The organism is Enterobacter cloacae complex sp. 372C4 (assembly GCF_050030615.1).
GTDB classification, from domain to species: Bacteria; Pseudomonadota; Gammaproteobacteria; order Enterobacterales; family Enterobacteriaceae; genus Enterobacter; species Enterobacter intestinihominis.
In genome coordinates, this window is record NZ_JBLGUQ010000001.1 from 3,899,845 (window position 1) to 3,913,657 (window position 13,813).

13 protein-coding genes are annotated in these 13,813 nt (G+C 58.1%); 6 read left to right on the forward strand and 7 right to left on the reverse strand.

Going from position 1 to position 13,813, the window contains the following annotated elements; translation table 11 throughout:
* Window positions 1-26 precede the first annotated feature (26 nt).
* The 4 genes from ACQG11_RS18965 to sppA form a co-directional block, all read right to left on the reverse strand.
* A complete protein-coding gene (locus ACQG11_RS18965) occupies window positions 27-1,280 on the reverse strand; it encodes a glycoside hydrolase family 18 protein (protein WP_022647792.1) in 1,254 nt (417 codons plus the stop codon).
* A 225-nt stretch (window positions 1,281-1,505) separates the two neighbouring features.
* Complete coding sequence (pncA, locus tag ACQG11_RS18970; RefSeq protein ID WP_023305944.1) at window positions 1,506-2,147, reverse strand: bifunctional nicotinamidase/pyrazinamidase; 642 nt, start codon at window positions 2,145-2,147, stop codon at window positions 1,506-1,508.
* Between the two features lie 9 nt (window positions 2,148-2,156).
* Window positions 2,157-3,173 carry an asparaginase gene (ansA, locus tag ACQG11_RS18975; RefSeq protein ID WP_023305945.1) on the reverse strand — a complete coding sequence of 339 codons (1,017 nt, stop codon included), beginning with the start codon at window positions 3,171-3,173 and terminating at the stop codon, window positions 2,157-2,159.
* 62 nt (window positions 3,174-3,235) lie between these two features.
* The gene (sppA, locus tag ACQG11_RS18980) at window positions 3,236-5,092 is read right to left on the reverse strand and encodes a signal peptide peptidase SppA (protein ID WP_023299888.1); all 1,857 of its coding nucleotides are present in this window, start codon (window positions 5,090-5,092) and stop codon (window positions 3,236-3,238) included.
* A gap of 167 nt (window positions 5,093-5,259) precedes the next feature.
* On the opposite strand from sppA, the gene ACQG11_RS18985 reads away from it, so the two are divergent.
* From ACQG11_RS18985 to ACQG11_RS18995, 3 genes are all read left to right on the forward strand, one after another.
* A complete protein-coding gene (locus tag ACQG11_RS18985; RefSeq protein ID WP_022647795.1) occupies window positions 5,260-5,811 on the forward strand; it encodes an NAD(P)H nitroreductase in 552 nt (183 codons plus the stop codon).
* Between the two features lie 116 nt (window positions 5,812-5,927).
* The gene (selD, locus tag ACQG11_RS18990) at window positions 5,928-6,971 is read left to right on the forward strand and encodes a selenide, water dikinase SelD (RefSeq protein ID WP_022647796.1); all 1,044 of its coding nucleotides are present in this window, start codon (window positions 5,928-5,930) and stop codon (window positions 6,969-6,971) included.
* A gap of 4 nt (window positions 6,972-6,975) precedes the next feature.
* On the forward strand, window positions 6,976-8,898 hold the full coding sequence (locus ACQG11_RS18995) for a DNA topoisomerase III (protein ID WP_063854042.1): 1,923 nt from the start codon (window positions 6,976-6,978) through the stop codon (window positions 8,896-8,898).
* Window positions 8,899-9,012: 114 nt separating this feature from the next.
* Here the strand turns inward: ACQG11_RS18995 and gdhA are convergent, their stop codons facing one another.
* Window positions 9,013-10,356, reverse strand: coding sequence for an NADP-specific glutamate dehydrogenase (gene gdhA, locus ACQG11_RS19000; RefSeq protein ID WP_015570765.1), 1,344 nt, complete (start codon window positions 10,354-10,356; stop codon window positions 9,013-9,015).
* A 225-nt stretch (window positions 10,357-10,581) separates the two neighbouring features.
* Between gdhA and ACQG11_RS19005 the strand changes: the two genes are divergently transcribed.
* Complete coding sequence (locus ACQG11_RS19005) at window positions 10,582-10,854, forward strand: YnjH family protein (RefSeq protein WP_022647799.1); 273 nt, start codon at window positions 10,582-10,584, stop codon at window positions 10,852-10,854.
* Here the strand turns inward: ACQG11_RS19005 and ACQG11_RS19010 are convergent.
* Window positions 10,814-11,230 (reverse strand): pyrimidine (deoxy)nucleoside triphosphate diphosphatase, encoded by a 417-nt coding sequence (locus ACQG11_RS19010; protein WP_319022384.1) that lies wholly within the window; start codon window positions 11,228-11,230, stop codon window positions 10,814-10,816. The two genes, ACQG11_RS19005 and ACQG11_RS19010, sit on opposite strands and share 41 nt — an antisense overlap.
* A gap of 75 nt (window positions 11,231-11,305) precedes the next feature.
* Between ACQG11_RS19010 and ACQG11_RS19015 the strand changes: the two genes are divergently transcribed.
* A complete protein-coding gene (locus ACQG11_RS19015) occupies window positions 11,306-11,878 on the forward strand; it encodes a carboxymuconolactone decarboxylase family protein (RefSeq protein WP_038415879.1) in 573 nt (190 codons plus the stop codon).
* Window positions 11,868-12,485: a CDP-alcohol phosphatidyltransferase family protein gene (locus tag ACQG11_RS19020; protein ID WP_063150458.1), complete on the forward strand. Its 618-nt coding sequence runs from the start codon at window positions 11,868-11,870 to the stop codon at window positions 12,483-12,485. Before ACQG11_RS19015 ends, ACQG11_RS19020 begins: the two co-directional genes overlap by 11 nt.
* Here the strand turns inward: ACQG11_RS19020 and ACQG11_RS19025 are convergent.
* The gene (locus ACQG11_RS19025) at window positions 12,482-13,789 is read right to left on the reverse strand and encodes a sulfurtransferase (RefSeq protein ID WP_426728664.1); all 1,308 of its coding nucleotides are present in this window, start codon (window positions 13,787-13,789) and stop codon (window positions 12,482-12,484) included. The genes ACQG11_RS19020 and ACQG11_RS19025 overlap by 4 nt on opposite strands.
* Between the last annotated feature and the right edge of the window lie 24 nt (window positions 13,790-13,813).

A 13,813-nucleotide genomic window follows, 5' to 3' on the forward strand; every position in this document is an offset into this window, starting at 1 on the left:
GAAGCCGCCACCCGGCACACTACACCTTAGTGCGGGATCCCAAGCGACTCCGCCAGCTGCTTCGCTAACTGGTTGTTGTCATCCGCGCCATACTCCCAGAACATCGCCCCGGCGAGACCTTTCTCCTTGATGTAATCTGCTTTAATCGCCACGGAACGCGGGTTCTCATAGGAGATCGCAAACAGCGCCTTCCCGTCGGCGGATTTTACCGACAGCCACGGCACCTTCGCCTGTTCGTCCCAGTGCTCGGTAAAGCGTTTCTGCGGATCGTTTAGCAGTTTGCGGACGATATCGTTGTATTTCACGTAGGTATCTTTGGTCAGGTCATAGCCAAGCGATTTGAACAGGCCCAGTTCCTGCGGCCCGAAGTAGGGCTGGGTGACCGGATTGTTTTGCGCGTCCGGTTTACTCCAGTCGATACCCGGTTCAACGGCGCGCTTCGGTACACGACCGTAAAAACCGATTCCGAGGTTCATTTGCTGCGGCTTAAGGCCGGCGGCCAGATAGTTATTCACCACAAAATCAACGCTGTATTTGTCTGCGGCAGCCACCGTTGGCCAGGCGCTGGAGTCATACAGATTCGCGTTAAAATACTGCGTCCCGTACGCCATGTCGTAGGTCATCAGGTTGATGTAATCAAGCAGGGGGGCAATGGCCTTCACATCCACCCAGCTTTTCGGACTTTCTGCATTTGCGCCCACCGCAATCGTGACCAGTTTTTTCTTACCAAACGCGTCACGCATCTCTTTTAACAGCGCGGTGAAATTATCCCTGTCGGCTGGGGTGCTCTCGACCAGTCCCCACGCGCCGTTGACCGGGAACTCCCAGTCGAGATCGATCCCGTCCAGGCCGTATTGACTGACGATCTGCTGCGCGGAGCGAATAAACACCGCGCGGCTCTCTTTGGTAGCCGCTGCGCCAGAAAAACCACGTGCGCCCCAGCCGCCAACGGAAAGCAGCACTTTTAAATTCGGGTTTTGTTTACGAAGCTGAGGAAGTAACGCCAGGTCGGATGCCACCTTGGGTGATAACCAGATTTGATGCAGTTTTGCCGGATCTTTCAGTGCAGGGTTGGTTTCGTCTTTCTCGTTGTTATAGACCAGACCAAACGAGTAGTTGAGGTGTGTGATCTGACGGACATCGAGTTTATTGATATCGCCACCCGGTCCGGCGGTAACATCGCCACCGCCATTGAAGTAGCCCACGGACATCAGGGGCGCGGCGGAAGCCAGTGACGCGCAAAGCAAGGGTAATGCTGCCAGCAAGGGCAAACGTTTCATATAAGTTCCTCTTTGACTGAATAAAAATAACCACGCCACAGAAAAGGCGTGGCGAAAAAACAGCCTGAAGAGAATACCATCGCCGCTTCGCTTGTGATGCGAGGGAGTTCACTTTATGGGAGATCGGGGAGGGGGTTTTGCCGTGTGGCGGCTTCGCCTTACCCGGCCTACAAAACCAGAGAAAGTAGGCCGGGTAAGGCGAAGCCGCCACACGGCTAAAAAAGCTTACGCCTGCGTCTCCATCCAGTCAGCCAGCGTATACAGCGTTGCGCCTTCTGCGGCCATATCCATAAACGCCTGGGCGCTGTCATGCGGCTGAATATTCACCCCGCGACAGCCGTCGGTAATGACATTCACGGTATAGCCCAACTGGAGCGCATCCAGCACGGTGAACTTCACGCAGTAATCCGTCGCCAGGCCCAGCACAATCAGCTCGGTGATCTCATGATGGCGTAACCATGCGTCAAGCGCCGTCTTCTGGCGGTGACCGTTATCGAAGAATGCGCTGTAGCTGTCGATGGTTGGATTTTCACCTTTGTGGAACACCGCGTCGATGGCTTTCTGGTTCAGCAGCGGATGCAGCTCAGCGCCTTCCGTCTGCTGCACGCAGTGATCGGGCCAGAAGGTTTGCGCCAGTCCGTCCAGTTCGCCCTGGCTGTAAGGCTCAACGTTGTGCTGGCTGGCAAAGCTGCCGTGGTTTGCCGGATGCCAGTCCTGACTCGCCACCACCGCTTCATCACGAGCCTTACACCACTCAATCAGCGAATTCGCGACGTCTACGGTGCTGTCGCCTTCCGCGACGGCCAGCGCACCGCCCGCACAGAAATCATTTTGCAAATCGACCAGTAACAGGGCGCGTTGCTTCATGGGAACTCCTTATTCGTCCGGCGTCAGTTCACCGCGCAGGTTTTGCATCATGGCGCGGCGAATGGAATCAATATCCAGATCCTGACTCAGTAAATAGTGAAGTTTAGTCAGCGTTGCCTCAACGGTCATATCGAAACCACTGATCACGCCAGCGTGCGCCAGGGCGTTGCCGGTGGCGTAGCCGCCCATATTGACCTTACCGGACATACACTGAGTGAGGTTCACCACCACAATCCCGCGATCGCTCGCCTCCTGAAGCTCTTTCAGGAACTCACCGTTCTGCGGGGCATTACCCACACCATAGGAGCGCAGGATCAGCGCCTTCACCGGCTGGCGTAGGAAGTTGCGCACCACGTCGGCGGAAATACCCGGATAAATCGTCACCACGCCAATCGGCTGCGGGGTGATCGGGTGAACGATCAGCTCGCCTGCAGTATTTGGCGCGGGCGGCGTGCCCAGACGACGGATATGGATCCCCGCTTCCAGCAGCGGTTGCAGGTTAGGTGAGGCAAACGCGTCAAAGCCGTCAGCGTGCGCTTTAGTGGTACGGTTCCCGCGGTACAGTCGGTTGTTGAAGAACAGCGTTACCTCGTTGATCGGGTAATTAGCGGCCACGTACAGGGAGTTAAGCAGGTTGATCTGCCCGTCTGAACGCAGTTCCGCCAGCGGGATCTGCGAACCGGTCACGATGACGGGCTTGCCCAGGTTCTCCAGCATGAAGGAGAGCGCCGAGGCGGTGAACGCCATGGTGTCGGTGCCGTGCAGGATCACGAAGCCGTCGTACTGGTCGTAATGGGCTTTAATATCGTCCGCAATATGCTGCCAGTCTTCCGGCGTCATGTCGGAGGAGTCCATCAGCGGCTCATATTCGTGGATGGTAAAGTCCGGCATTTCCGGACGGTGGAATTCAGGCATCAGCGCCAGCTGGCGCTGCAAGTGGCCAGAAACCGGAATATAGCCATTTTCTGAGCGCTGCATACCGATGGTACCGCCGGTATAGGCGACATATATTGATTTCTTCTGCATGGTAATGAGTTCTTGTTCTTCAAAAGAAAAAATCCCCTCTTAACGGGAAGAGGGGACGGTTTTTAACGCACGTTCGCACAGGTCAGGCAAAACGCGTAACGGCTTTGCGGATCGTTGAAAGTCGCGAGCTTATCGCTCTCCGCTTTCATGGCTTTAGCCGCCGTCGCCACCGGCGCCGGCAGATACGCCTGAAGCGCTTCCGGCAGCATGGCGCGGACGGAGCCGGACATGCTGTCCATGACCATATCGAAGAACGTCGGTTCGTCCTGATAATAGTCAACGTGCCACTGCTTGAGCTTCGCCAGTTCCGCCGCTTTCTTCACGGCATCGTCGAAGTCACCCAGGCTGTCTACCAGACCGTTGCTCTTCGCATCCTGGCCGGTCCAGACGTGGCCCTGCGCGATCTGGTCAATCTGGTCTGGCGTCTTTTTACGGGAATCCGCCACCAGCGTGATGAAGCGCTTATAGCCACTCTCAATGCTGAGCTGCATCATCTCGGACACCTCAGGCGGCAGAGATTTAGTCACGGACACATCCGCCAGCGGCGAGGTGGAAACGCCGTCGGTATGAACGCCGAGATAATCCAGGCTGTTCTCTACGGTGTTGATCACGCCGAAGATGCCAATCGAGCCGGTCAGCGTGCTTGGGTTAGCCACAATGTAGTTGGCTGGCGTCGAGATCCAGTACCCCCCTGAAGCCGCCATGCCCCCCATCGAGACCACGACCGGCTTGCCCGCGGCACGCGCGGCGGCCAGCTCAGCACGGATCACCTCGGAGGCGCTGACACTGCCGCCAGGGCTGTTCACCCGCAGGACAATCGCCTTCACTTTCGGATCCAGACGCGCATCGCGGATCTGCGACGCGGTGGTGTCCCCGCCGACGTTCCCCGGCGTTTCTTCACCGTCCATAATGGCCCCGTTAGCAAACACCACGGCGATGCTGTCACCGCTGTCATCCGGCTTTTTCGCGGCGTAGTCATACATGCTGATGGCGCTGTAGTTCTTGTCCTCTTTACTCCAGCCGAACTGTTTGGTCAGCGCTTTTTCGATTTCAGCGCTGGAACCCAGCCGATCGACCAGTTTGTTATCAAGCGCGTATTTCGCTGTATCGCCGTCCACTTTGCGCAGGCCCTCCAGCACACCGCGCGCGCCCGGGAAGACCTGCTCAGCGGTCATTTGACGGTTAGCGGCAATGGTGCCGAGATAGTTCTGCCACAGCTCGCCAATCCAGCGGCTGTCCGCTTCACGGGCGGCAGGGGACATATCATCACGGATAAACGGCTCCACGGCAGATTTATAGGTCCCGACGCGGAAGACGTGGGTAGTGACCTTCAGCTTGTCGAGCAGCGATTTGTAGTACAGACCATTTGTGGCGAAGCCATGCAGATCGACCGTGCCCTGCGGAGAGAGCCAGATTTTGTTAGCAAAGCTCGCCAGATAATATTGCCCCTGGGTGTAGCTGTCGCCGACGGCAATGACCGGTTTACCGCTGTCGCGGAATTCCCGCAGCGCTTTCCCGATGTACTGCATCGAAGGCTGATCGGCTCCGGCAAAATCTTTCAGATCCAGCACGATACCGGTAATGTTGCGATCGTCTTTGGCCTGACGGATCGTGTCGACGATATCAAACAGGGAGTTTTCCTGCAGGCGGTCTGAAGTCGCGCCGAACAGCTGGCGGCCAATCACGCCCAGACGATTGCTGGTCGATGGCTTATCAACAATTACCCCTGTGATATCGAGGAGTAGTGCGCCGCGCGTCGAATTCTGCGCCTGGCTGGCGCTGCTGAGATGCATCCAGATACCTGCGCATACCAGGACCAGGAAGATGAAGAAGATATTCATCACCAGGTTGCGGACGAAGTTGAGCAGTCGCCACGTCCATTTAAAGAAACCGGCAAAGATTCGCCAAAGGGTTCGCATGTATTCTCCCTAACCAGAAAAGGACTGTTTCCGTCGCCACAGGACGGTAATGTGCGGTTATCGTAATGACCCAACCGCCACTTGTCAGCAGGAATCGCCTGCCACGCTGTAACAAATTCTGCTGTCGTGTTAATTTTGTGAGTAAATTTCACGAAAGGAGTTAACCAATGGACGCACTTGAACTGCTTGTTAACCGTCGTAGCGCTTCCCGCCTGGCCGACCCGGCCCCCGTCGGCGAGCAGCTGGAAAACATTCTGCGTGCCGGAATGCGTGCGCCGGACCATGGCACATTGCAGCCGTGGCACTTCTTTATTATTGAAGGCGAAGGGCGCGACCGCTTCAGCCAGCTGCTGGAGCAGGGGGCGGTTGCCGCAGGCCAGGATGAGAAGGGGATTGATAAAGCCCGCAACGCGCCGTTCCGTGCGCCGATGATCATCGCGGTAGTCGCAAAATGCCAGGCCGACCATAAAGTGCCGGTCTGGGAGCAGGAGATGTCTGCCGGTTGCGCGGTAATGGCAATGCAGATGGCCGCCGTCGCGCAGGGCTTTAACGGCATCTGGCGTACCGGGCCGCTGACCGGGAGCGCCGCCGTGCGGGAAGGTTTCTCCTGCGGTGAACACGATAAAATTGTCGGCTTCCTCTATCTCGGCACCCCGCAGCTTAAAGCCTCCAGCACCATTAGCGTGCCGGACACCACGCCTTTCGTCAGCCGTTTTTAATTACACGCGCTAAACTGTCTGGATTCTGAGCATCCGCCGCAGAATTCAGACAGTCATACTTACCTCTTTATGGAATGAGCGCTACCATAGCGCGATTGAGATGACAGGAGACGTCCATGAGTGAGCAAACCATTCGTTTAACGCAATACAGCCACGGAGCCGGTTGCGGTTGTAAAATTTCCCCGAAAGTGCTGGAGACCATCCTGCACAGTGAACAGGCGAAGTTTGTCGACCCGAACCTGCTTGTCGGTAACGAAACGCGTGACGATGCAGCGGTTTATGACTTAGGTAACGGCACCAGCATTATCAGCACCACTGACTTCTTTATGCCAATTGTCGACAACCCGTTCGACTTCGGACGCATTGCGGCCACCAACGCCATCAGCGATATCTTCGCGATGGGCGGTAAGCCGATTATGGCGATCGCCATTCTGGGCTGGCCGATTAACACCCTCCCGCCGGAGATTGCCCGCGATGTCATCGAAGGCGGACGCTTTGCCTGCCAGCAGGCGGGTATTGCCCTGGCCGGTGGTCACTCTATCGATGCGCCGGAGCCGATCTTCGGCCTGGCCGTCACCGGCGTGGTGCCGACCGAACGCGTGAAGCGCAACAGCACCGCGCAGGCGGGCTGCAAGCTGTTCCTCACCAAGCCGCTGGGCATTGGCGTACTGACAACCGCCGAGAAAAAATCCCTGCTGAAGCCCGAGCATATTGGTCTGGCAACGGAAGTGATGTGCCAGATGAACCTTGCCGGTGCGGCATTCGCCAGTATCGACGGCGTGAAGGCCATGACCGACGTGACCGGCTTTGGTCTGCTGGGACACCTCTCTGAAGTCTGTCAGGGCGCGGGCGTGCAGGCGCAGGTCTGGTATCAGGATGTGCCGAAGCTGCCGGGCGTGGAAGAGTACATTGCTCAGGGCGCCGTTCCGGGCGGGACGCAGCGCAACTTCGCCAGCTACGGCCATTTAATGGGCGAAATGCCGGAAGCGTGGCGCAATCTGCTGTGCGATCCGCAAACCTCCGGCGGCCTGCTGCTGGCGGTGACGCCGGAAGCAGAAGCTGACGTTCAGGCAACGGCGGCCGAGTTTGGCATCACCCTGACGGCCATTGGCGAGCTGGTGACCGCCCGCGGTGGCCGCCCGATGATTGAGATCCGTTAATTCGATGCGGTTGTTTATTGCCGAAAAGCCGAGTCTGGCGCGAGCCATCGCCGACGTGCTGCCCAAGCCGCATCGCAAAGGTGATGGCTTTATCGAATGCGGTAACGGGCAGGTGGTCACCTGGTGTATCGGTCACCTGCTTGAACAGGCGCAGCCGGATGTCTACGACAACCGCTACGCCCGCTGGAACCTCAACGATCTGCCGATCGTGCCGGAAAAGTGGCGTCTGCAACCGCGTCCTTCCGTCACCAAACAGCTCAACGTCATTAAGCGTTTCCTGCATGAGGCGACGGAAGTGGTCCACGCGGGTGACCCGGACAGGGAAGGGCAACTGCTTGTCGACGAAGTGCTCGACTACCTGGAGTTGGCACCGGAAAAGCGCCAGCAGGTGCAGCGCTGTTTAATTAACGACCTCAACCCGCAGGCGGTGGAGCGCGCGATTTCGCGCCTGCGCGCCAACAGCGAATTTATTCCCCTGTGTGTCTCCGCGCTGGCGCGTGCGCGTGCCGACTGGCTGTACGGGATCAACATGACCCGCGCCTACACCATCCTGGGACGCAATGCGGGCTATCAGGGCGTACTCTCTGTTGGGCGTGTTCAAACCCCGGTGCTGGGGCTGGTGGTGCGTCGCGACGAAGAGATCGAAAATTTCGTCGCCAAAGACTTCTTCGAAGTCAAAGCGCATATCGTCACGCCGAAAGACGAACGCTTTACCGCCGTCTGGCAGCCGAGCGATGCCTGTGAGTCATATCAGGACGAAGAGGGACGGCTGCTGCATCGTCCGCTGGCGGAGCACGTGGTTAACCGCATTACCGGCCAGCCCGCGATCGTTACCAGCTATAACGACAAACGGGAATCAGAGCCCGCACCGCTGCCGTTCTCCCTTTCGGCGTTGCAGATCGAGGCCGCGAAAAAGTTTGGCCTGAGCGCGCAGAACGTGCTCGATATCTGCCAGAAGCTCTATGAAACCCACAAGCTGATCACCTATCCGCGTTCGGACAGCCGCTATCTGCCGGAGGAACACTTCGCCGGACGCCACTCGGTGATGAATGCCATTGGTGTCCATGCGCCGGATCTGTTGCCGCAACCGGCGGTAAACCCGGATACCCATAACCGCTGCTGGGACGATAAAAAAGTCGATGCCCACCACGCGATAATCCCGACGGCGCGCACCAGCAACGTCAACCTGACCGACAACGAAGCAAAGGTCTATAACCTGATCGCGCGTCAGTATCTGATGCAGTTCTGCCCGGACGCGGTTTTCCGCAAGTGCGTTATTGAGCTGGAAATTGCCAAAGGCAAATTTATCGCCAAAGCGCGTTTCCTCGCGGAAGCGGGCTGGCGCACGCTGCTCGGCAACAAAGAGCGTGACGAAGAGAACGACGGCACGCCGCTGCCGGTCGTAGCCAAAGGCGATGAACTGCTGTGCGAAAAAGGCGAAGTGGTTGAACGTCAGACCCAGCCGCCGCGCCACTTCACCGATGCGACGCTGCTTTCGGCCATGACCGGGATCGCCCGTTTTGTGCAGGATAAAGATCTGAAGAAGATCCTCCGCGCCACCGACGGTCTGGGTACGGAAGCAACCCGCGCGGGGATTATCGAGTTGCTGTTTAAGCGTGGTTTTCTCGAGAAAAAAGGGCGCTATATTCATTCGACAGAGCCGGGCCGGGCACTGATTCACTCCTTGCCAGAGCTGGCCGCCAGACCGGACATGACCGCGCACTGGGAGTCGGTGCTGACGCAGATCAGCGAAAAGCAGTGCCGTTACCAGGACTTTATGCAGCCGCTGGTGGGGACGCTTTATCAGCTGATTGATCAGGCGCGCAGCACGCCAGTGAAGCGATTCCGGGGGATGGTTGCCCCGGGTGGCGGGGCGAAGAAACCGTTCAAAAAGAAAAAAAGCGCAGCCAAAAATACCACCGCTTAAACCGTAGGCCGGGTAAGGCGAAGCCGCCACCCGGCAAAAAGCAGCTCTGCGGCCTGAAAAAAGCCCGGTGGCGCTAACGCTTACCGGGCCTGCAAGGGCGAGAATGCAGCGAAACTAAATCACACCCTGCCCGATCATCGCATCGGCCACCTTCACGAACCCGGCGATGTTGGCGCCGCGCACGTAGTTGGTCTGTGAAGCCTCACCGCCGTACTCCACGCAGGCATGGTGAATATCAAGCATAATGTGGTGCAGACGGGCATCCACTTTCTCCGCCTTCCAGCCCATTCTCGCGGCGTTTTGTGCCATTTCCAGACCGGATGTTGCCACCCCGCCCGCGTTCGCCGCCTTGCCTGGCGCAAAGAGTACGCCCGCGTCCAGGAACAGATCGGTCGCTTCAATGGTGGTGGGCATATTTGCCCCTTCCGCTACCGCCTTCACGCCATTGCTAATCAGCGTCCGGGCGGCATCCACGTCCAGCTCGTTTTGCGTCGCGCACGGCAGGGCGATATCCACCGGCACACCCCACGGCTGTTTACCTTCCAGATAGGTCAGGCCAAACTCTCGGGCATAATCCGCCACGCGGCCGTCACGGCTGGCTTTGATTTCGCACAGACGCGCCAGTTTTTCTGCTGTGAAGCCAGCTTCATCCACCACGGTGCCGCTGGAGTCGGAGGCGGTCACTACGCGCGCGCCAAACGCCATCGCTTTCTCGATAGCGTACTGCGCTACGTTGCCGGAGCCGGAGACCGCCACGCGCATCCCCTCGAAGCTCAGCCCGTGACGCTTAAGCATCGCTTCAGTGAAATAGACCAGACCGTAACCCGTCGCTTCCGGACGAATCAGGCTGCCGCCAAACGACAGACCTTTGCCGGTAAAGACGCAGGCGCTGTTGTTGGAGAGCTTTTTCATCATCCCGGCCATAAAGCCCACTTCACGACCACCCACGCCGATATCCCCGGCAGGAACGTCGGTGTCCGGCCCAAGGTGGCGATAGAGCTCAGTGACCAGCGCCTGGCAGAAGCGCATCACTTCGCCTTCGCTCTTGCCTTTCGGATCGAAATCACTCCCGCCTTTACCGCCGCCCATCGGCAGGGTAGTGAGCGCATTTTTAAAGGTCTGCTCGAAGCCGAGGAATTTCAGAATCGACAGGTTCACCGAGGGATGGAAGCGCATCCCGCCCTTAAACGGCCCAATGGCGGAGTTAAACTGCACGCGCCACGCGCGGTTGACCTGTACCTGATTGCGATCGTCCACCCACGCCACGCGGAACTGGATGACGCGCTCCGGCTCCACCAGACGTTCAAGCAGCGCCATCTGGCGGTAGCGCGGATTTTCCTCAAGGAAGGGCCACAGGGTGGTCATGACTTCACGAACGGCCTGGGCAAACTCGCTTTGGTGCGGGTCGCGCTGCTGAACATGGGCAAGAAAGCTTTCCAGAGAGCGTGTCTGATCCATAGATATAAGAACCTCTTATAATAATTTGTGCGTGTGGCGGAGATGTTTTGTGTCGTTTTTTTGACTATACCACCCGCACCGCTTTGAGAGGCAAGCAGAAATTTAGGCCGAAAGGGAAATTAATGACAAGGCGCGCGTCATAACCAAAAGCGATGACGAGATAAATTAAAGATCCCGTCAGGATCTACCGTTATAGATATAAACGATGCAAAGGAAATTAAGTCTATGAACCGTTTCGCAATGGCCGCGTTATGTTTGATGGTGTCCGCCGGGGCACAGGCTGATCGCATTCGCCCGGATGTCGAAGTTAACGTGCCGCCAGAGGTTTTTAGCGCTGGCGGCCAGCGTGCGCAGCCGTGTAATCAGTGCTGTATCTATCAGGATCAAAACTATTCCGAAGGCGCAGTGGTCAGGGCGGATGGCGTGCTGTTGCAGTGCCAGCGTGATGAACGCACCCTCAGTACAAACCCGCTGGTCTGGCGTCGCGTAAAAGAATAAACGCTTCCAGAAGCGGTATATCCGCCGGGGCTAAATCATACGTGAACGCGTCTTCTGGCGTGCACCACACCAGCGCCGAGTGGTAGTGCGCCTTCAGCTCGCCGCTAAATTCCGGCACGTGCCAGGCGTGGAGGTGGATCAGCCGCTGCGACACTTCCCGCTGGTGGCTTGCCACATACCGCGCGGGCACGGCTTCAATGCCGAGCTCTTCGCGTAGTTCGCGGATCAGCGCTTCCTGCTGGGTCTCACTGGCTTCAACCTTTCCGCCCGCAAATTCCCACATTCCTGGCTGATCGGCATGTTCGGGACGCTGCGCCAGCAAGATCTTGCCCTCTTTTTCGAGGATGGCCGCAACAACATCGAGTGTTTTCAGCATGTTCGTCAATAATTAATAGCGAAAAACGACATATTATCGTGCCCTGCCAAAGAGTCCAGTCATCAGGAGAATCAGGTGAAAGAGACAGCCGCCTGGGTTGCGCCCATGGAAACCCTTCCCGTCAGCCTCAAGCCCATTGCTGCCATGCAGAAAAAACACTTCGGCGCGGTGCTGAACCCCACGCGCTGGTGGGGGCGTATGCCGCGTCTTTTCTGGCTGGTAGCGCTATTTGTCGGCTATCTGGAGCGGCGCAAGGCGCGTTTGACGCCGGTTCTGCGTTCGTTACTAATGACGCGGGTCTCGCAGATCTGCCACTGCGCATTTTGTATTGATGCCAACAGCCTGCGTCTGGCCGAGCGGAGCGGGGCGTTGGATAAAGTGCAGGCCGTCAACGACTGGCAAAATTCCACCCTGTTCAGCGAAGAGGAGCGCGCGGCGCTGGCCTATGCGGAAGCGGTCACCGCCACGCCGCCTCAGGTGGATGAAAATATCAAAAACCAGCTGAAGCGCCACTTTAGCGAAGAGACTATCACCGAAATGACGGCTCTGATTGCCTTTCAGAACCTTTCCGCCCGCTTTAACGCCGCGCTGGATATCCCGGCTCAGGGCCTGTGTGCCACGTTTAAAGGTGAACCGCATGCTGGATAAACATCTGCATCCACGGCTGAAGCCCGGGTTAAATCAGCTGGCCGCCGCGCTGGATAAACCGTTTATTACGCCTGATGGGTTAACGCTCGCCGGGTTTGCGATTGGCGTACTGGCGTTACCGTTTCTGGCGCTGGGCTGGTATCTGCCAGCGCTGGTCGCCATTGTGCTGAACCGGCTGCTGGATGGTCTGGACGGTGCGCTGGCGCGTCGCCGTGGCCTGACGGACGCGGGAGGATTTCTTGATATCGCCCTCGACTTCCTGTTTTACGCGCTGGTACCGTTTGGCTTCGCGCTGGCCGCTCCGGCTGACAATGCGATCGCCGCCGCCTGGCTGCTGTTAGCGTTTATGGGGACGGGCAGCAGTTTCCTGGCCTTTGCCGCGCTGGCGGGGAAGCATAATATTGACAACCCCGGCTACGCGCACAAGTCGCTTTATTACATTGGAGGATTAACGGAAGGAACGGAGACCATCGCGCTGTTTGTGCTGTGCTGCCTGTTTCCGGCACACTTCACGCTGTTTGCCTGGGCGTTTGGCGCGTTGTGCTGGCTGACCACCACAACGCGCATCTGGAGCGGTTACGTGACGCTGAAGTCACTCCCCCGCTAGCGTGCGCTCTCCGGTCCACGCTCCCCGGTGGAGACCGGGTTCTGCGGATGGCTGCTCCATTCGTACCAGCCGCCGTCGTAGACGGCAACGTTTTGCCAGCCCATGGCGCGGGCGTACATGAAGGCTTCAGACGCGCGCCAGCCGGTGCCGCAGTAAAACGCAACGTGCTGCTCCGGCAGGATATTCCACGTCTTCCACATGGCGGCGATGTCATCGGCGCTGCGCATGGTGCCATCCGGATTGTGGAAATCTTCCATGTGGGTCGCGTCGCTACCCGCATGGCCCCAGCGCGCACCGGCAATGTCACCTTTTGGCTTGATATAGCTGTAGCCGCTGGTTTCACCGATAAACTCTGGCCAGGAACGAATGCTCACCAGGGATGCATCCTGACGGTGCAGCATTCCCCGGGCCTGTTCCATATCCACCATCAGCCGGGGCTGGCCCGGGATCGGCGCGCCAAAATCAGGGGCTGGCTTCACCTTTGCAGGCGTTCCGCGCTCAACGGGCAGGCTGACGTCTGACCATGCCTTCCAGCCGCCGTCCAGAATACGCACATCCTTCACGCCCGCGTAGAGCATGATCTGCGCCACGCGCGCGGCGGCATATACGTCGCGACCGTACAGAATGACGGTGGTATCGTGACGGATCCCGTGCTTCGCCAGCATCGCTTTCAGCTTTTCGTCAGAGACCTTATTCCACAGCGGTTCGCTTTCCACTTCATTGGTGTCGATGTAGCCCGCGCCGGGAATGTGGCTCAGGAGATAAAGCTTCGGCGCACCCCAGCCAGCCTCGATCACCTTCCACTCTCCGGCTGGTGCGGCGGTAACGGGTTTGCCCTGCTGCAACAGGTGGATCCACTGCGGATAAACCAGCTGTTCAAAATGTGCCAGACGTTGCAAACGGTCGGATTGTTGCAGGGCATCGCTCAGGATGGAAACGTGGGTAAAACCCGCTTTTTCCAGCCGCGTTTTGACGGTCTTGTTGTCATCATCGTTGCCATAGAGCGCAACCGGCATGTCGGGCGTAATCCGATGCTGTTTTGCCCAGCCGCTGAGCTGTTCATCGCTCATTGCCCCAAGCCAGCCTGCAGAGAGATTAAGCGCGGCGGGTTCATGCCCGGACGTTCCGCGCAGCGTCTGCGGCCAGCCGTTATAGAACGCACTGATGCGCGTATCAATTACCGCGCCGTTTTGCGCCTGGAGCCGGTCCAGCGTGAGGGAGTGGGGCATATCAGCCGCCATGGAGGAGAGTGAGGCGAGGCCGCAGATCAGAGCCAGCGCGGTCAGTTGAGAAACACGTTTCATCGAAAAACCTGACGTCATTAAAAG